The sequence below is a fragment of the Altererythrobacter sp. MTPC7 genome (assembly GCF_042851395.1).
Classification (GTDB): domain Bacteria; phylum Pseudomonadota; class Alphaproteobacteria; order Sphingomonadales; family Sphingomonadaceae; genus CAJXSN01.
The window spans coordinates 145,619-163,134 of record NZ_BTGS01000007.1 but is presented as its reverse complement, the minus strand read 5'-3'; the positions used below and the strand labels follow the sequence as shown (position 1 = coordinate 163,134).

19 protein-coding genes and 1 tRNA gene are annotated in these 17,516 nt (G+C 64.2%); 12 read left to right on the top strand and 8 right to left on the bottom strand.

The annotated features are described in order from the left end of the window. Window positions 1-65 precede the first annotated feature (65 nt). On the bottom strand, window positions 66-1,811 hold the full coding sequence (locus ACGHJ7_RS08275; protein WP_390476260.1) for a fatty acyl-AMP ligase: 1,746 nt from the start codon (window positions 1,809-1,811) through the stop codon (window positions 66-68). Between the two features lie 145 nt (window positions 1,812-1,956). On the opposite strand from ACGHJ7_RS08275, the gene ACGHJ7_RS08270 reads away from it, so the two are divergent. The 4 genes from ACGHJ7_RS08270 to ACGHJ7_RS08255 all read left to right on the top strand — a co-directional run bounded on the left by ACGHJ7_RS08270 (window position 1,957) and on the right by ACGHJ7_RS08255 (window position 4,152). Then, complete coding sequence (locus ACGHJ7_RS08270; RefSeq protein ID WP_390476258.1) at window positions 1,957-2,550, top strand: regulatory protein RecX; 594 nt, start codon at window positions 1,957-1,959, stop codon at window positions 2,548-2,550. Further along, window positions 2,547-3,062, top strand: a complete 516-nt coding sequence (locus ACGHJ7_RS08265; RefSeq protein WP_390476256.1) for a DUF192 domain-containing protein — start codon at window positions 2,547-2,549, stop codon at window positions 3,060-3,062. The genes ACGHJ7_RS08270 and ACGHJ7_RS08265 overlap by 4 nt, the downstream gene beginning before the upstream one ends. Window positions 3,063-3,130: 68 nt before the next feature. After that, complete coding sequence (locus tag ACGHJ7_RS08260; protein WP_390476255.1) at window positions 3,131-3,553, top strand: NADH:ubiquinone oxidoreductase subunit NDUFA12; 423 nt, start codon at window positions 3,131-3,133, stop codon at window positions 3,551-3,553. A 2-nt stretch (window positions 3,554-3,555) separates the two neighbouring features. Continuing rightward, window positions 3,556-4,152: a DUF2155 domain-containing protein gene (locus ACGHJ7_RS08255; RefSeq protein WP_390476253.1), complete on the top strand. Its 597-nt coding sequence runs from the start codon at window positions 3,556-3,558 to the stop codon at window positions 4,150-4,152. Here the strand turns inward: ACGHJ7_RS08255 and aat are convergent. Continuing rightward, window positions 4,065-4,766, bottom strand: coding sequence for a leucyl/phenylalanyl-tRNA--protein transferase (gene aat / locus ACGHJ7_RS08250; RefSeq protein WP_390476251.1), 702 nt, complete (start codon window positions 4,764-4,766; stop codon window positions 4,065-4,067). The genes ACGHJ7_RS08255 and aat overlap by 88 nt on opposite strands. Before the next feature lie 114 nt (window positions 4,767-4,880). On the opposite strand from aat, the gene ACGHJ7_RS08245 reads away from it, so the two are divergent. Both ACGHJ7_RS08245 and ACGHJ7_RS08240 read left to right on the top strand, forming a co-directional pair. Beyond that, window positions 4,881-4,956 (top strand) — tRNA-Trp (locus ACGHJ7_RS08245). Window positions 4,957-5,193: 237 nt separating this feature from the next. Then, a complete protein-coding gene (locus ACGHJ7_RS08240) occupies window positions 5,194-5,343 on the top strand; it encodes a hypothetical protein (RefSeq protein WP_390476249.1) in 150 nt (49 codons plus the stop codon). A 96-nt stretch (window positions 5,344-5,439) separates the two neighbouring features. Here ACGHJ7_RS08240 and ACGHJ7_RS08235 read toward each other — a convergent pair whose 3' ends face one another. Continuing rightward, window positions 5,440-6,975 (bottom strand): alanine/glycine:cation symporter family protein, encoded by a 1,536-nt coding sequence (locus ACGHJ7_RS08235; protein WP_390476247.1) that lies wholly within the window; start codon window positions 6,973-6,975, stop codon window positions 5,440-5,442. Window positions 6,976-7,266: 291 nt separating this feature from the next. Here ACGHJ7_RS08235 and secE point away from each other — a divergent pair, with 291 nt between their 5' ends. The 3 genes from secE to ACGHJ7_RS08220 all read left to right on the top strand — a co-directional run bounded on the left by secE (window position 7,267) and on the right by ACGHJ7_RS08220 (window position 8,988). Next, window positions 7,267-7,497, top strand: a complete 231-nt coding sequence (gene secE / locus ACGHJ7_RS08230; protein WP_390476245.1) for a preprotein translocase subunit SecE — start codon at window positions 7,267-7,269, stop codon at window positions 7,495-7,497. Between the two features lie 134 nt (window positions 7,498-7,631). Beyond that, window positions 7,632-8,168, top strand: a complete 537-nt coding sequence (nusG, locus tag ACGHJ7_RS08225) for a transcription termination/antitermination protein NusG (RefSeq protein ID WP_390476243.1) — start codon at window positions 7,632-7,634, stop codon at window positions 8,166-8,168. Window positions 8,169-8,340: 172 nt separating this feature from the next. Then, entirely contained in the window at window positions 8,341-8,988 is a 648-nt protein-coding gene (locus ACGHJ7_RS08220) for a septal ring lytic transglycosylase RlpA family protein (protein ID WP_390476241.1), read from the top strand. Between the two features lie 23 nt (window positions 8,989-9,011). On the opposite strand, the gene ACGHJ7_RS08215 is transcribed toward ACGHJ7_RS08220, so the two are convergent. Together ACGHJ7_RS08215 and ACGHJ7_RS08210 are read right to left on the bottom strand one after the other, a co-directional pair. Next, entirely contained in the window at window positions 9,012-10,046 is a 1,035-nt protein-coding gene (locus ACGHJ7_RS08215) for a retroviral-like aspartic protease family protein (protein ID WP_390476239.1), read from the bottom strand. Between the two features lie 169 nt (window positions 10,047-10,215). Beyond that, the gene (locus ACGHJ7_RS08210; RefSeq protein ID WP_390476236.1) at window positions 10,216-10,338 is read right to left on the bottom strand and encodes a hypothetical protein; all 123 of its coding nucleotides are present in this window, start codon (window positions 10,336-10,338) and stop codon (window positions 10,216-10,218) included. A 144-nt stretch (window positions 10,339-10,482) separates the two neighbouring features. On the opposite strand from ACGHJ7_RS08210, the gene rplK reads away from it, so the two are divergent. The 3 genes from rplK (at window position 10,483) to ACGHJ7_RS08195 (ending at window position 11,946) form a co-directional block, all read left to right on the top strand. Further along, window positions 10,483-10,914: a 50S ribosomal protein L11 gene (rplK, locus tag ACGHJ7_RS08205; RefSeq protein ID WP_390476233.1), complete on the top strand. Its 432-nt coding sequence runs from the start codon at window positions 10,483-10,485 to the stop codon at window positions 10,912-10,914. Window positions 10,915-10,916: 2 nt separating this feature from the next. Beyond that, window positions 10,917-11,615 (top strand): 50S ribosomal protein L1, encoded by a 699-nt coding sequence (gene rplA, locus ACGHJ7_RS08200; protein WP_390476230.1) that lies wholly within the window; start codon window positions 10,917-10,919, stop codon window positions 11,613-11,615. A gap of 160 nt (window positions 11,616-11,775) precedes the next feature. Beyond that, window positions 11,776-11,946, top strand: a complete 171-nt coding sequence (locus ACGHJ7_RS08195) for a hypothetical protein (protein WP_390476229.1) — start codon at window positions 11,776-11,778, stop codon at window positions 11,944-11,946. A gap of 27 nt (window positions 11,947-11,973) precedes the next feature. Here the strand turns inward: ACGHJ7_RS08195 and ACGHJ7_RS08190 are convergent, their stop codons facing one another. From ACGHJ7_RS08190 to ACGHJ7_RS08180, 3 genes are all read right to left on the bottom strand, one after another. Further along, window positions 11,974-14,958 carry a DUF2339 domain-containing protein gene (locus ACGHJ7_RS08190; RefSeq protein ID WP_390476226.1) on the bottom strand — a complete coding sequence of 995 codons (2,985 nt, stop codon included), beginning with the start codon at window positions 14,956-14,958 and terminating at the stop codon, window positions 11,974-11,976. 73 nt (window positions 14,959-15,031) lie between these two features. Beyond that, window positions 15,032-15,802, bottom strand: coding sequence for a competence/damage-inducible protein A (locus tag ACGHJ7_RS08185; RefSeq protein WP_390476223.1), 771 nt, complete (start codon window positions 15,800-15,802; stop codon window positions 15,032-15,034). Between the two features lie 54 nt (window positions 15,803-15,856). Then, entirely contained in the window at window positions 15,857-17,392 is a 1,536-nt protein-coding gene (locus tag ACGHJ7_RS08180) for a flavin-containing monooxygenase (RefSeq protein ID WP_390476220.1), read from the bottom strand. Window positions 17,393-17,516 lie beyond the last annotated feature (124 nt).

The window sequence follows — 17,516 nt, the reverse complement described above, 5'->3', positions numbered from 1 at the left end:
CCTCCTCGTCACCGCCCGGGGATGGGCCGTGCATACAACTGTATTAAGGGGCTAAGACACGCTTTTCAAGCAGCCAGCTCGTAAGGCTCGATCTCGCCCGAAAGGTAGAGGCGCTTGGCCTTCGCGCGGCTCAGCTTGCCGGACGAGGTGCGGGGCAGGGTGCGGGGCGGCACCAGTTCCACCACGCAGTTCATGCCGGTGACCGCCTGCACCTTCTCGCGGATGGTATTGCGCAGGCGAACGCGCTCCTCCTCTTCCGAAACGCGGCAATGGACCAGCACGGCCGGCGCTTCCTCGCCGCCTTCGTCCTCGATGCTGAAGGCCGCGATATCGCCGTGGTTGAAACCGGGCAGCTGCTCCACCGCCCATTCGATATCCTGCGGCCAGTGGTTCTTGCCGTTGATGATGATCATGTCCTTGGCGCGGCCCACGATATAGAGATAGCCGTCCGCCATGTAGCCCATGTCCCCGGTGTCCAGCCATCCGTCGACCAGCGCTTCGGCGGTGGCTTCGGGATTGCGGAAATAGGAGTGCATGATGCTGGGCCCGGCGCACCAGACCGTGCCGATCTGGTGATCGCCGCGCACATTGCCGCGTTCGTCCCTGATCTCGACCTTCATGTCGGGCATCGGCTTGCCGCAATTGACGATCGCGCGGTAGCGGGCCGGGCGGTCGAGATTGCGCGGGCTGCCCGACAGGCGCTCCTCCTCCACCAGTTCCACGCGGATACCTTCGCCCGGCGGCATGACGGTGACGCCCAGCGTCGCCTCGGCCAGTCCGTAGCTCGGCGTGAAGGCGCTGGCCCGGAAGCCGGCATCGGCAAAGGCGTTGATGAAATGCTGCATCACGTCCGGACGGATCATGTCCGCGCCGTTGCCCGCCGTGCGCCAGCGCGCCAGGTCGAACCGTTCGGCCACATTGCTCTGGCTGGAAATGCGGCGTGCGCAGATGTCGTAGCCGAAGGTCGGCGAATAGCTGAGCGTCGTGCCCTGGTTCCGGCTGATCAGGTCCAGCCACGCGAGCGGTCGGCGCGCGAAATGCTCGGTCTTGAGATAGTCGATCGAGACCTGGTTGGCGATGGGCGACAGGAAGCAGCCGACCAGCCCCATGTCGTGATACCACGGCAGCCAGCTGACCACACGGTCGCCGGGGCCGACCGCCATGGATGCGGCGTGACCGTAGAGATTGTGCAGCAGCGCCTTGTGGGTGACCGCGACTCCGGTCGGAAAGCGCGTCGAGCCGCTGGAATATTGCAGGTAGCAGATGTCGTCCGGGCTGGCCTGCGGCAGCTCCACCACCGGTCCGTCGCGCATTGCCAGCGTTGCCCAGTCGATGCCTTCGCATCCCTGTGCCTGCGCGGCCGCAGCAGCCATCTCGCCGATTTCCGGCGGATAGATGAGCATTTTCGGATCGGAGCTTTGCAACTGGTTCGACAATTGCTCGACATAGGAATCGCGCCCGCCGAAAGTGGTGGGCAGGGGCAGAGGCACCGGCCATGCGCCGACATAGCTGCAGGCGCAGAACAGGGCGGCGAAATCGGGGCCTGTTTCCGCGATCAGGGCGATGCGGTCTTCCTTCTCCACCCCGCTCGCGATCAGGCGATAGGCCATGGCCAGCGCGTCCTCGCGCATTTCGGCATAGGGATAGGGGCGCACCAGCGTGCCCCGCATGTCGTGGAAATTCAGCCCCTTCTCGCTACGCGCCGCGTAATCGACGGCGTCGTTGAAGGTCGCGAAATCGGCCAGCTTGCGTGGCAGCGGGCAGTCGTTCGGCGTCGGAACGAGATCGGCGGTCGGCGTGGTGTCAGTCATGTCAGGAAAAGGCGAAACCCGTATATAGCGCGCCATCGCAGCGCATCCCCTGCGGGGTGCATACATTTCTTTTGTTGTAATCGCACCGTCACACTTTCCCATTTGATGCCGAGTGTGGCACGAATAAGGCGAAAGGGGGTCAGCCGTGCCCGGCCAGCGACCGCAGACAGACCGCAAGACGCACCGCGAGAAGAGGCCGCCAAAGCCCCTCGACGGCGACCGGCTGGAAGAACTCGCCCTGCATTATGTCTCGCGCTACGCCACGACGAAGGCGAAACTGGTGCGCTATCTCGATCGCAAGCTCCATGCCCGCGGCTGGGACCTTGAGGCGAGCGGGGGCGAACCTGCCGATCCTGCGGAAATCGCCGAACGCTTCGCCGCGCGCGGATATCTCGACGACGAGGCCTATGCCCGGATGCGCAAGCGCGACCTGCTGCGCCGCGGATACGGCCCCCGCCGCGTAGGCGAGGCCCTGCGCGAGGCCGGCGTGGCGGAAACCATCCGCGAGGACATGGACACGGGCGCGCCCGCGCGGGCGAAGGCCGCGATCCTGATGGCACGCAAGAAACGCATCGGCCCCTTCGCGCTGGACGAAGCCGATCCCAGGACCCGCGAGAAGCATCTTGCCGCCATGCTAAGGGCAGGCCATGGTTTTTCCGAAACGCGCCGCGTGCTGGATGCCGGCAGCGAAGAGGAACTGGACGCATGGCTGGACGAATTGACCGAATGGGAAGAATGATCGCCGCGCGCGTTACCGGGGGCACCCGGCGGCGCCTGTCGCTGGTCCTTGCAGCGCCTGCCCTCGCCCTTGCCGCCTGCTCGCCCCAGCCGGCGGCCGAAGCGACGCCCGCTGCAGCAACCCAGATGCGCCATCCCGTTTCCAACCTGCCGCTGGTGCCGGTGACGGTAACGGCGGATGGCGAGGCGCATGTCTTCACCTCGGAAGTCGCCACCACGCCGGAGGCGCAGGCACAGGGCCTGATGTTCCGCACCGAACTGGCCGACGACGAGGCTATGCTGTTTCCGCGCAGCGACCTCGGCATCGCCAGTTTCTGGATGAAGAATACGCCTATCCCGCTCGACATCATCTTCATCGGGCAGGACCGCCGCATCCTGAACATCGCGGCGATGACGACGCCCTATTCGCTCGAATCGGTTTCCGCGATCGGTCCCACGGCTGCGGTGCTGGAAATTCGCGGCGGCCTGGCGGAGGAACTGGGAATCGAGGCCGGCGACCGCGTCGAATGGTGACAGGGGGCGATGCCCGCCACAAGCATTTGCTTGCCTCGCCACGTGGCTAGACGCTATCGGCTGGCGCCATGAGCTTCCTTGGCAAGATTTTCACCTGGTGGGACGGTGCCACCATCGGCACCAGCCTGTTCACCGCGCGCCGCGGCGAGCACGTCGGCACCGATGCGCAGGGCAACAAGTACTACCGCGCGAAGAACAAGCGGTCCGACCTTCCCACCGGCGGGTCCTATTCCGGCCGCGAGAGGCGCTGGGTCATCTATGACGGCGCGAACGATTCCAGCCGCGTGCCTCCCGAATGGCATGGCTGGCTGCACGGATCGTTCGACGGCGTGCCCGAAAGCCACCTGCCGCCGGCAAAGATCTGGGAAACCGACTACACGCCCAACGCGACCGGCACGGCGGGCGCCTATCGCCCGCAAGGCGCGCTGGAGCGCGGGGGAAAGCGTGCCCGCGCGGTCGGCGATTACGAAGCGTGGACCCCCGGCGACTGATCATGGGGATTGCCCGCCCGCTGTTCCCGGTCCTTGTTGCCGCGCTCGGCCTGGCCGCGTGTTCCGACGAGGCGCCCCAGCCGGGCGCGCTGGAAACGGAAATCCCCGACGACCTGCAGACGACCGACGCCGATCAGGATGCCATCCTGTCGGAAGACGGAACCGATGCGGGCGAGGACGTGGACGAGACGGTGGTGTCGGCAGACGTCGCGCGCGCAGCCGAGATCGGCAGTCCGATGGAAGAGCGTGTCGCGACGCTGGGCCTTCTGAACAAGCGTAACAATGTCTCGCAGGATATCGAGCTGAGCCCCGGCGAATCGCGCCGCATCGGCAATATCATCATCCGCCTGTCCGCGTGCGAGCGGACCGCACCGTGGGAATTGCCGCGCGAGACGGGCGCATTCGTCCAGGTGCTGGTGCAGAATGCCGAGAACGAGGACGAGTGGGCCCGCATCTTCTCCGGCTGGCTGTTCAAGCAGACGCCCAGCGTCAATGTCGTGGAGCACCCGGTCTACGACGTCTGGGTCAAGGACTGCGCGATGAGCTTCCCCGGCGAGGAAGAGGGATCGGCTGCCGCATCGTCCAGCAGCGATTCGTAAGCCTCGACCAGGCTTTGCCGCTGGGGAATGCGGGCGGCTGCGATTTTCTTCAGATAGTCCGCCTGCGATAGCGGGACCGCCCCCAGCGATTTCAAGTGCGATGTCATGAACTGGCAGTCGAAGACCCGGCAGCCCGCGCGGCGCAGCAGGCCGACCAGCCATGCCAGCGCAACCTTCGAGGCATCGGTGGTGCGGCTGAACATGCTTTCGCCGCAGAACACGCTGTCGAAGGCGACGCCGTAGACCCCGCCGACCAGCCTCCCATCCTCCCGGCATTCGATGGAGTGCGCGTGTCCCGCCTCGTGCAGGCCGGCATAGCTCTGTTCGATGCGCCGGCTGATCCAAGTCCCCTCGGCATCGTCGCGCGGCCCTGCGCATTCGCGCACGACATTGCGAAAGGCGGTATTGCAAGTGACCTCGAACCGGCCCCGCCGGATCGTGCGGGAAAGCGAGCGGGACAGGTGGAAACCGTCCAAGGGGATAATCGCCCGCTCGCGCGGTTCGACCCAGAAAACCTCGCTGTCGTCGCGCGCATCGGCCATCGGGAAGATGCCCTGGCGGTATGCCGACAGCAGCAGGTCGGGCGGTATGATGGAGGGCAGGGGAGCGTGCACCACGGCATGATGCCGCCGCCCGGCAAAGGCGGCAAGCGATCAATTCATCGGCAGGCGTGTGCATTGTCTCTTGCGAAAGGGGGCAATGCTACACTAGAGGCGAGGCCGCCCTGCAGGGGTGTAGCTCAGTTGGTAGAGCATCGGTCTCCAAAACCGAGGGCCACGGGTTCGAATCCTGTCACCCCTGCCAGGGCCGTTTTTCCGGTCCGCATCGTTTTCCCGTTCGCCCCGCCCTTAATGGCGCGGGCGCGATAGGCGTTGGTTTGATCGTTGGCGTTGGTGCAATCATGGCCGGTGCATGAAAGCCACACTCACTGCAGTTGCCTCGTTTGCCCCACGCCGACCCCACTTGCGCCCGCGGGAACCGCTGCGCCCACTCGTGCATTATGGTCGCCGGATGGAGGGGCATTTTTTGATGGAGGTTTCCATGTCGAGTTTGTCCTTCCGCAGCAGCCGTCCGGACAAGTGGGTCAGCCCGCGGTCCCACCAGGACGCCTCGCTGCGGTATATGCAGCACGGGCCCGTGCAGCCGATGGAAGAGCCGGGCTTTTTCTCCCGCCTTTTCGGTCAGCGTTGAAGACAGCCTGATACACGCAAGAAGGGGCCGGATGCGTCGTGCATCCGGCCCCTTCTTCGTTCGTGCCGCCGCTTAGCGGAGAAGCGGTGTCGGCCCTCAGTATTCCTCGGGCTCTTCCGGCGTGTCGGCGGTGTGTGTCGGACCGGCATCCTTCTGGCCGCGCGCCAGCTTGAACACCACGCCCGACAGCAGGGCCAGCGCCAGCAGGTTGGGCAGCGCCATCGCGGCGTTGGAAATGTCGCCCAGGCGCCAGACCAGTTCGCTCGGCTGCGCGGCGCCCAGGAAGATCACGATGCACCACAGCACGCGCCAGGCGATGTGCAGCTTCTTCTCGCCGCCCCGGCTGGAACCCGGAATGCGGTCGTAGATGAAGGTGATGGCGCGTTCGCCGTAATAGCTCCACGTCAGCAGGGTGGTGAAGACGAACAGGATCAGCGCGACACTGGCAATTAGCACGCCGATGGGAACGCCCAGCACGTCGAGCGGGAAGGCCGCGGCAAAGGCGCCGCTGGTCATCTCGAAGCCGACGCGGTCGGACTGCCATGCATGGGCCACCGCCTCGCCGCCGCCCACGAATTCGCCGCGCACGGTCAGGATGACGAGCGCGGTCATGGTGCAGATGACCAGCGTGTCGATGAACGTGCCCAGCATAGCCATGCGGCCCTGCTGTTCGGGATCGTTGGTCTGCGCCACGGCGTGCGCGATCGGGGTGGAACCCTGTCCCGCCTCGTTGGAGAACAGGCCGCGCGCCACGCCTGCCCGGATTGCGATGATCAGAGCCGCACCGACGAAACCGCCGGTCGCCGCCTGCGGGTTGAAGGCGCCGTTGAAGATCAGCGAGAAGGTTTCCGGCAGGTCGCCCGCATTCAGGATCAGCGCGATGGCGGCCATGACGATATAGGACGCGGCCATGAAGGGAATGATGCTTTCGGCGACGCGTCCGATCGACTTGATGCCGCCGATGATGACGATGAAGACCAGCACGGCGGTGATCGCGCCGCCCCAGATTTCCGGCAGGCCGAACAGTTCGTTCATCCCGTCGGCCATGGCATTGGCCTGGATGGAATTGCCGGTGACCAGCGCGCTGAACAGCGTGCCGAGGCAGAAGACGATGGCAAGCCAGGTGAATTTCGGACCAAGGCCCATCATGATGTAGGTCATCGGACCGCCGCGATAGACGCCGTCCGAGGTTTTCTCCCGGTAGCGGATGGCGAGCGAGCCTTCCGCGAAGGCCAGCGCCATGCCGAACAGCGCCGTCACCCACATCCAGAAGATCGCGCCGGGTCCGCCCAGCGCGATGGCCGTGGCGACGCCCGCGAGGTTGCCCGTGCCCACCTGTCCGGACAGCGCGGTCGAGAGCGCTGCGAAGGGAGAGATTTCCCCGTCGCCCGCACCCTTGCGGCTCTTGAACAGGCCGGCAAAGGCGCTGCCCAGCTTGACGATGGGATAGAAGCGCAGGCCGACCATGATCCACAGGCCGATGCCCAGCAGGATGATCGTCATCGGCGGGAAGGGCAGGACCTCCACACCGTTCCATGTCCCCGCCCAGATGAAATCCGACACGTTGGTGACAGGTGCGACCAGTCGTTCGCCTAGCGGCAATTCGGCTGGTGCGGGTGCAGGTGCAGTCATTATCTCTTGTTCCCCCAAAGGATCCCGTTCGGCGCCCAAGGCCGCTGCCGTGCTATAGCGCGCCCGTTTCACCTGCAACGGGTTTCTGGGACGATTCCGGGCAGCCCGGCGGGCTTTCTGTCGCGCGGCGTTCACTCGGCTTGCTTTTGGGGGGCGGTCCCATTAGATGCGAGCGGGTCTTTTCCGACATCGAAAAGCTTCCCAGCCCTCCCGGACCATCGTTCGGGGCGGCGCGAGGCCCTACCCGGAAGAGACGCGAGAGTTCAACGAAGAGCGAAAGCGGCAGGACCGATGGCCGAAGACACACAGAAGGCAAGCGCCCCGGCAAAGCGCAAGACGACGCCGGGCGAATTCATCCGCCAGGTGCGGACCGAAAGCAGCAAGGTCGTGTGGCCCACCCGGCAGGAAACGGTCACGACCGCGATCTTCGTCGGGATCATGGTGGTGGTCATGTCGCTGTTCTTCCTCGGCGTCGATTCGCTGTTTGGCGCGATCGTCAGCTGGCTGCTCACGCTGGCCTGATCCCGGGGGCCTGATCCTAACGGCCTGATCCGGGGGGCGATCCGGCCGGGCTTACGCACTTCACGGGCAGGCGACCTTTCAGGCACGCAATTCCCACAAGACACATCCTCACAAGACACAACGGACTGATACACATGGCACGCTGGTACATCATCCACGCCTATTCCGGTTTCGAGAACAAGGTGCGCGAGGCTATCCTCACGGAGGCCGAACGGCTGGGCTTGTCCGACGGCGTGGAAGAGGTCGAAGTGCCGACCGAAACCGTGACCGAGGTGAAGCGCGGCAAGAAGGTGCAGGTCGAACGCAAGTTCATGCCGGGCTACGTGCTGGCCAAGCTGAACATGACCGACGATGTCTATCACCTGGTCAAGAACACGCCGAAGGTGACCGGATTCCTGGGCACCAACAACAAGCCGCAGGCCATTTCCGAGAAAGAGGCCGCACGCTATTTCGGCGGTGTCGAGGAAGCGAAGAACGCGCCCAAGAGAGACATCAGCGTCGATTACGAAATCGGCGACCAGATCAAGGTGCTCGACGGCCCCTTCGCCAGCTTCAACGGCGTGGTGGAAGAGCTCGATTTCGACAAGGCGAAGGTCAAGGTCAGCGTGTCCATCTTCGGCCGCGCGACCCCGGTCGAACTCGACTTCGAACAGGTCGAACTGGTCAAGTAACCCGGCGGGCAATGGGGCGAAGCGTCCTTGCGACCAAAGCCTGCTTTCCAAGCATCTGACCGCTGAAACCAGCCTGCCGCATGAATGTTGCGGCAGGCGGACCTTCATCCGAACATTCTGGCGTTTTCGGATAAAACCGGAACGTGCGGGGCTGTCTACTCGCTGAACAGGTATGCAACCTTTTCAAAGCGAAGCCGCCCTTTCTACCGCCCATACCGGCCCCCGGACCGACGGTTCGGCGGATCAGTTCCCGGCCAGCCATTCCATGCCGAGCCGGCGCGAACGGCTGCGCGCTTTCATGCAACTCAAATCGCAACGTCGATATTTGCTCGGCGGTCTGGCAGCCGTTGGACTGTTGGCCAGCGGCCTCGGTGCAGGCCTGTGGCAGGAAAGCGCGTCGCCTGACGTCGTGAAGCTGGGCAAGGGGATGGCCAGCGTGGAGGCAGAACCCGTTGCCGCGCTCGATCCGTCGCCGCTCGCGCAAACGCAGGCAAATGCAGATCCCGCGCCGAGCGCATCGGAAAGCCCGATGGCCGATGGCGAGGCGAGCTTTTACGGGCAGGAACTGGCCGGCAATCCCACGGCCAGCGGCGAGATATTCGATCCCGAACGCCTGACCGCTGCCCACCGCACCCTGCCGCTCGGCAGCAAGGTCCGGGTCACGAACCCGCGCAATGGCGATAGCGTGGTCGTTCGCATCAACGATCGCGGCCCCTTCCATGGCAACCGCGTCATCGACCTTTCGACCGCAGCGGCGCGGACCATCGGCCTCATCCGTTCCGGGACCGGCCGCGTGAACCTTGCACTCCTGCTCGACTGACGGTTTTCTCGCCTGCGAGCGCCCTAGCGGACGCAGGCGGTTTCTTCCTCGCTCTTGATGCGGGTGGCGATCGTGTTGGTGCGCAGGGTGACGCCGCGCGCCTCGCATCGTTTGAGCTGGAAACGAACGCGGCGTTCTCCGAAATCGAGCGATACGCGGCGGAACTGTTCCATCAGGTCCGTGCCCAGCAGCAATGACGGCTTATCGGCGATGCCGAACACCTCGAATGGAGGGATGTCGGCAAAGACGATGGGAACCTTCGTCAGGGTGATGGGGCCGATCTTCAGCTTGTCCACGATGGCGAACTCGACTTCGATCGCCTTGCCCGTCACGCCGTAGACGGTGGCGGTTCGCAGGTCGCGCGGGCGGCGTGCCTTCAGTTTTTCGCGCAGCAGCGAATTGCCGATCGTGACCTCGGTCCCGGTATCGACCACGGCGTCGACCGCTTCGCGGCCCGCCTTCACCTCGGTCAGGATCAACTGTCCGCGCTGCATTCGCGCGGTGACGACGATGATGCCGTCGCGGTCGACAAAGCCTGCGCGTCCGGCCCCGTCATCCACCGTGATGATACGTTTCTCGAAATCCAGCATCAGGCGCTGTTCGACCAGCGCGTCCAGCCCGATCATCCCGTCCCCGCCCAAATCCTTTTCTTCAAGCACGGGCAATTCGAGGTCGGTCGTGACCGTCGGCCCCAGCCGCAGCTCGTCCACCAGCACGCGGTCCACCACCTTGCTTTCCGTGACGGCGTGCAGGAGCACGGGCGTGCCGTCCTCGAGTTCCAGTTCGCCTGCCAGTTTCCGGCCGATGACGGATGTGTCGGCGCCGCTGTCGACGACGAAGCGATAGGGCCCCTTGCCGTTCACATGAGTGACCACGGTCATGCGGCTGCGCAGCTTGCGCGCCTCGATTTCCTCGCCGCCGATTTCCAGCGCCTCGTCGATCAGGGCCGGGGTGGGCGGTTGCAGGCGCTCCGATGTCGCAGCCGGGGCGTCCTGCGCGAGCGCAATGGCGGGCAGCAGCGCGGCGAGAAGGCCGGAAAGGGGACGGAAAATTGGCATGGGGGGATCGGTATCACGCGGGGTATGAACCGGGAATGGCCCGGGATGGCAGCCCACTCTCCTTCGGTGCACCATGAGAAAACGCTGTCCTACACGCGCTTTGCCGGTCATGGCGTTTGGCAGGAGATGAGGGTGTTTTCGCGTCGCCACCCGAGGATGTGTCAACTTCTCAATCGTGGATTTCCGGATTGTTTTCAACGGTTTGTATGGCTTGGGTGGGATCGGGCCGTGTCAACATTGTCAACTTCGCCAAGGCTGCGGGCCGGCCATGGCCGAATCGGTTGATTTTCATGGCCCCGCCGACTATATGGCGCGCTTCCACGGCAAAGCTTTGGAAAACCGCTGCGGGAGGTGTGTTCGAGGATGCACCGCCTGACCGCTTACCATGAGCCTGCAGCCGCCGTGCGGCAGGCAACAGTGAGAAAAGGAGGCCATCATGGCCAAGAAGATCGAAGGTTACATAAACCTTCAGGTGCCCGCCGGCGCCGCAAACCCGTCCCCGCCGATCGGCCCTGCGCTGGGTCAGCGCGGCGTCAACATCATGGAATTCTGCAAGGCGTTCAACGCCGCCACGCAGGATCTCGAGAAGAACGCCCCGATCCCGACCAAGATCACGGTCTATGCCGACCGCAGCTTCTCGTTCGAGACCAAGACGCCGCCGGCCAGCTACATGATCAAGAAGGCGATGAAGATCAAATCGGGTTCGAAGGAGCCGGGCAAGGACATCATCGGTTCGATCAAGACGAGCCAGCTTGCCGAAATCGCAGAGGCCAAGATGAAGGACCTCAACGCAAACGACATCGAACAGGCGACGAAGATCATCGCCGGTAGCGCCCGTTCCATGGGCCTCGAAGTGGTGGAGGGCTGATCATGGCGACACTGACCAAGGCACAGAAGGCGCGGGCCGAGAAGCTCGATCCGGAAGCCGTTTACAGCTTCGAAGACGCGCTGGCCCTGCTGCGCGAATACGGTTCCAAGAAGTTCGACGAAACCGTCGAGATCGCGATGAACCTGGGCGTCGACCCGCGTCATGCCGACCAGATGGTTCGCGGCATGGTCGCCCTGCCGAGCGGCACGGGCAAGGACGTGAAGGTCGCTGTCTTCGCCAAGGGCGACAACGCCGACAAGGCGCTGGCCGCCGGTGCCGACAAGGTCGGCGCGGAAGACCTGATGGAAGACATGCAGGCAGGCAATCTCGACTACGACCGCGTGATCGCCACCCCCGACATGATGGGTGTCGTCGGCCGCCTCGGTAAGGTGCTGGGTCCCAAGGGCCTGATGCCGAACCCCAAGCTGGGCACCGTGACGCCGAACGTGGAACAGGTCGTGAAGGACGCCAAGGGCGGCCAGGTCGAATTCCGCGTGGAGAAGCAGGGCATCGTGCATTCGGGCATCGGCAAGCTGTCCTTCAAGGATGCCGACCTGAAGACGAATTTCGACGCCTTCACCAGCGCGATCGTCAAGGCGAAGCCCTCGGGCGCGAAGGGCAAGTATCTTCGCAAGCTGTCGATCACCTCGACCATGGGTCCGGGCCTGAAGATCGACACCAGCAGCATCGAAGGCGCCTGATACTTTCAGGCTGTCCTACAGGACTACACATGGATTACGGGGCCGGGGGAGCGATCCTCCGGCCCCTTTCTCATGGGCCCTGCGGCAGGCGGGACGGGCGCGGGCGGAAAGATTGCCTCTCCCGGGCGTTGAAGGGGAAAGCAATCGAAAGGAAAATACCATGGGCGCCCTCTGGACAGCCGTCACCATCATCGGACCGATCCTGCTGATCGGCATCATCGTCTTCGCCTGGAAAAACAACCGCGATGCCTCGCGCGATTCGATCGCAAAGGCCGATCGCGGCGCTCAGAAGCTGCAGGACGAGATCGAGCGGGACCAGACGCCTGTGTGAACGGAAGTTTGATTTGGAGGGGCGGGCCTAACCGGCCTGTCCTTCATCCTCGGCGGCGGTTTTCCGTGTGCCCAATTGCCGGGCATAGAGCCAACCGATGCCGAGCAGGCTGAAGCCCAGCGCCATGAAGCTGGCAATCCTCAGCAGGCCCTCCAGCGCAGCGGCATCGACCAGGAACACCTTCGCCACGGCCAGCACCATCAGGACCAGCGAACCGATGCGCCAGCTCTGTTCGTCGCGCATCCGCCCGGCGATGAGGAATGCAATGGCGAGGACGATGCCCAGCAACGAACGCAGCAGGTCCTCGCTCTGGCCGAGGGGCTGCGAGGTCAGCACCGACCCGGCGAACATCTGTCGCAGCAGCGCAAGGGCGACGGCAACGACGATGATCATCGCTACCGCATCGAGTGCCTGCCGCAGTCGGACTTGAGCTCTGCCGACAGTTGCACGCCGGATGATCCAGGTCGCAGCAAGGGCCACAGTGCCTGCGGCGAGGGCAAGGTTGGCGATCGGAACGGGGCCGACCGCCTGCGCTGTCAGAAGCGGGTTGTGCACTCCGCCTGTAAACCACGCGAAGTGCGCCAGCGACAGCGCCGCCACGGCGGTCCTGAGCATGGGCTGCGCGCCGATACGCGGCAGTGGGCGCGACAGGGCGATCGCAATGGCCAGCAAAATCGCCTGCCAGAGCGTGCGCTCCGCCAGTGCCTGCTCCACGAAGGCGGTCCGTGTCTCGATGTTGAAGAGGTGCTTGAACACGATGTGCAGCACGATGAGCAGCGTAGCGGCTGCCAGGTATGCCGGTAGATTGGCCGGAACCGAGGAAGGCAGTTTCAAGCCCCTTTTCAATGCCAGCGCTGCAACGGCGAAGGGCAGGATTTTCAGCAGACCGGTCCGCCAGTCTGGCCAGTCGAATGCCAGCGGAGCAAGGCCGGCGGCGGCCTCCATACCGGTCGCAAGCCAGTCCGCCACCGGGCCGAGTGCCCAGAGCGCGCAGATCGCCACCAGCACCGCACGGCCTGCAAAGCTGTCGAAACGAGCCGCTGAAAGTCCCGCTGCGGCCACAGCGACGGCCCAGGGCAGCACGCTATCCGGCAGGATTTGCGCGATCAGCCCATACCCTGCCGCTGCAGCAATGCCTTGCGCGGTACGTGCGATGGGCTGCCGCGCACGCCACGCCCACAGGGCAAGCGCGGCAAAAACGGAACACCAGCGGAGCATGGCCCGCAGGTCGACACCGTCGTCGTTCCCCGCACTGAGGCGAAGGATCTCGCTCGCGGTCCCGTTCGACACGAGCAGGACGATGACGGCCAGAGACGCGAAGCCCGCAGCAAGAATACCGGGTGGCCTGTCGGTCCGGCGATGTGTCAGCGCAACCGCACCGGCGAGCGCCAAGGCAGCGAAGACGGGCGAAATCCATGACGGGGTGACCAGCAACGCCCCACCGAATAGCAACAGGATGGCAGATGCGGAGAGGCTCGCGAACCACACGGTCCGGCTCTGATCGGCTCGGATCAGCCAGGTCCCGGTGGCAGGTATGGCCGCCAGCGCAAGGCACCAGAGCGCGGGCAATGGCTCGACGATATCCGCGGCAGGCTGGCCGGTGACTGCATAAATACCCGCGGCCAGCGCAATGGGGCCTGCGGCAACCTTCCCGAAATCGGCTAGTTCGGCGGGTTGCCGAGCGATATGGACCAGCGGGATCACCATGAAGATCGCGGCAACGGATGCTGCGATTACATGGAAGATCGGAGTAATCGGCAGGCCATACTGGGTAAGCAAGCCGACCGCGATCACCATGGCGACGGCGCTCGCCTCTCGCAATTCGCGCCGCGTCCATGCCAGCGCCGCCAGCGCTGCACCCATGAGCAGGTAAAGGCCCCACGCCAGCGCTCCGTCACCTGCCCGGTCGACCAGGAGGGCAAGCTGAAGGCTGGCGAGAAAGGCAGAGGCGAGACGGACAGGGCGCACGAATGACCCGCCCGCCATCAGCGCGGGCAGGACCGCGCCGAGCGTGACGAGATAGATGCCGAGGGCCAGCACCTCTGCGGTCCCGAAATCTTCCGCCAGGAGCAACAGCAGGCCCCAGCCCAGCCCTGCGACCAAAGCCGCCATCGACAGCCAAGGACGGCCCTGGCGGTTGCCAGCCTGCGACAGGCCCGCGGTCACGAGGCCGAGATAGATTGTCAGGAGCGGCAGGTTCGCCTCTTCCCCGCCGACCAGCAATGGAGCCGCAAACCCGCCGACCAGTCCGAGGATCGCGCATGGCAAGCCAAAGCGGAAGGACAAGGCAATCGCGCCTGCGGTCACCGCTGCCAGACCGATAAAGGCGAATGTCTGCCCGATCAGACCATATTGCGTCCCGGCGAGATAAAACCCGGCATAAAGCGTCGCCAGACCTGCCCCGGCAAGCGCCTGACGTATCCGGGGATCCCCGACGAGGTCGGGCTTGCGATAGGAAAACTCCGCCCCTGCAAGCAGGCCGAGCCCGAAAACAAAAGCCATGGCGACGCGCACCGAAGGCGTGACCAGTCCAGCTTCGATGGAATATCGCACGAGCAGGATGCCCGCGATGGCCAGGGTGATGCCGCCAACCCAGATCGGCAGCTTGCGACCGAAAATGTCCTCGATGTCGAAGCGTGGCTTTCGGGCCGGTTCGGCCTCTTTTTCAGACTCGTCCGCATCGCTAAAGAAAGCGTCATCCTGCGCGCGCTCCGGAGACGCAGGGACGCTGCCGGGCAGGGAGGCCGGCACTTCATCCGTGTCGGGAACAGGCTCTGGCTGCGAGTCCGGCGCTTCCGGTTCGGTCGGCCGCTCCAGGGGTTCGGAGCGAATGGTGCCCGCCGGCTGTTCACTGCTGACAATAGTAACGGAAGGCGGTGCACTCGCGGCATCCGACTGGTCGCTGGCCAGTAGCCGGTCTTCCAGCAGTTCCAAGCGGCGCTTGAGATCGCGGACCTGGTTCATGAGCCAGCCGACCGCGCCCACAAGGGCGAGTATGATCAGAACTTCCACACGGCCCCCTTCGCCACTGCCCAACCACTAGGGAATGCAGGCGGGCAGGAAGTCAAGCCGCCTCGCGGCGGGTTCAGATACCGCCCGGCGTGAAATCGAGCCCGGCAGTGCCCAGCGCATCGCAAAGCGTATGGACGCAGCTCGACAGTTCATCGGCATCGACGGACCGGATCACGAAATTGGCCCCTACCTTGCCTTCGCGGAAGAAAGGGTAGCTGCCGATCTGGCATTGTTCGTGCGCGGCTTCCGTCTCGCGCAGGATATCGGCGACTTCGCTTTCGGAAGTCCAGCAGCCGATGGTCTCGCTTTTCAGCGGCATTCCGCCTTCCAGCGTCCCGGTAAGCGCATCGAGCATTCCAGCCGTGATGTGCGGCACGCCCGCCATCAGGAAGACGTTGTCGATCCGGATGCCGGGCGCCCCGGACATACGGTTGGGAATAAGGTCCGCCCCGTCGGGCACGCGTGCCATGCGCAGACGGGCCTCGGTCAGTCCTCCCGGCTTGTCGGCATAATAGCGTTCCAGCAAAGCGCGGGCATCGGGATGGATGACGACGCCCGCGCCCAGCGCGCGGGCCACCGCATCGACGGTGATGTCGTCGTGGGTCGGCCCGATTCCGCCGGTGGTGAAGAGATAGTCGTTCGCCTCGCGCAGGGCATTCACCGCGTCGACGATACGGTCCTCCACGTCGGGGACGACGCGGACTTCGGCCAGCCTGATGCCCTGCACCTGCAGCCAGCTTGCGACCTGCGCGATGTTCTTGTCATGCGTGCGGCCCGACAGGATTTCGTCGCCGATCACGACGAGACCCGCGGTCCATATCCGGTTGCTGCCTGTTGCGCTCATGTGGTGCGATTAGGGGAGGGCGAAGCTGTTGGCCAGCTTGCCCTTTCGCCCATGCTACTCCGCTGCTTCCAGCCGGTTTTCCTGCCGGTCGGCCTTGCCGCGGGCGCGGCTGAAAACGAGAAGCCCGTCATCGACCGGGTCCGTTTCCATGCGCTTCCTGTCGAGCACGTATTCCTGGTTCAGCCGCCAGGGATACTGCACCGCGTTCTTCGGCATGATATGCTTCGAACGCTGGATATAGCCGGAGGAAAAATCGAAGATGTCGTCTTCCTCGAGTGCGGCTTCCTGCTGCCGGGACAGGCTGGGCACGGCAATGTCCGTATCCGTTTTCTTCATATGGTTCAGGACCCGGCAGACATATTCGGAATTGATGTCGGCGCGCAGGGTCCAGCTGGCATTGAGATAGCCGAATACGACGGCAAGGTTGGGTACGTTGGAGAACATGCAGCCCTTGTAATAGAACCGTTCGGCAAAATTGACGGCGCTGCCGTCCACGCTGATGGCGATCTTGCCGCAGACGGCCAGTTTCAGTCCGGTTGCGGTCACGATGATGTCGGCATCGAGGCGCTCGCCCGATTCCAGCTCCACACCGCCTCCCACGAAGCGTGCGATGCGACCCGTCTTGATGCTGGCGCGGCCGGCCTTCATCGCATCGAACAGGTCGGCATCGGGAACGAGGCACAGGCGCTGGTCCCAAGGATCGTAAGGCGGGGTGAAGGTGGCTTTATCGTAATCCGGCCCAAGCGCTTTCTCGATCCGCTTGTGCAGGCCTTCCTTGACCTTTTCCGGCTTGTTGCGCGCCAGTTTGAAGGCGAAATCCTGCATCCGGATGTTCTTGAACCGGGTGATGCGATACGCGGTCTTTTCCGGCAAAATCTTGCGCAGCGTATTGGCCAGCCAGTCTTTCGCAGGGCGAGAGAATATCCAGGTCGGCGTGCGCTGCAACATGGTCACATGTGCGGCCTTGTCCGCCATCGACGGAACGATGGTGACGGCGGTCGCGCCGGACCCGATGACGACCACTTTCTTGCCGCTGTAATCGAGATCGTCGGGCCAGAATTGCGGATGGATGACCTGCCCCGTGTAATCGCCCAGTTCGAATCCGGGGTCATAGGGCTCGTCGTAGTCGTAATAGCCGGAGCCCAGATACAGCCAGTTCGCCGTCAGGCGCTTACGTTCCCCGTCCGGCGTTTCGACGGTCACGGTCCAGCGCGCATCGGCGCTGTCGAAGTCGGCCGAGACCACGCGGTGGCCATAGCGGATGTGCTGACGAATGCCGCGCTCGTCCACGATCCGGTTCAGGTACTCCATGATGGCCGGGGCATCGGCAATGGTCTTCTCGTGCTTCCAGGGTTCGAAAGAGAAACCCAGCGTGTGCATGTCGCTGTCGGACCGTATGCCGGGATACCGGAACAGGTCCCACGTCCCGCCCAGATTCTCCCGCATTTCCAGGATGCCGTACTCATGCCCCGGGCACTGCATTTCCATGTGTGCAGCCATGCCGATCCCGGAAATTCCGGCACCGACGATCAGGACGTCGAAATCGGTTTTCCTCTCGTCGCGACTGGCCTGGGTCTTTTCTGTGCCCATTGGTTCGGTCCTCTCTTGCAACCGAACAATGTGTAAGGGACGCATGACCGATTGGCGAGTCCCCTGTGCCGAAGGCCATATCGACCGGAAATTCCGGGCGGTTTTAATGGCTGACGCCTTCGCA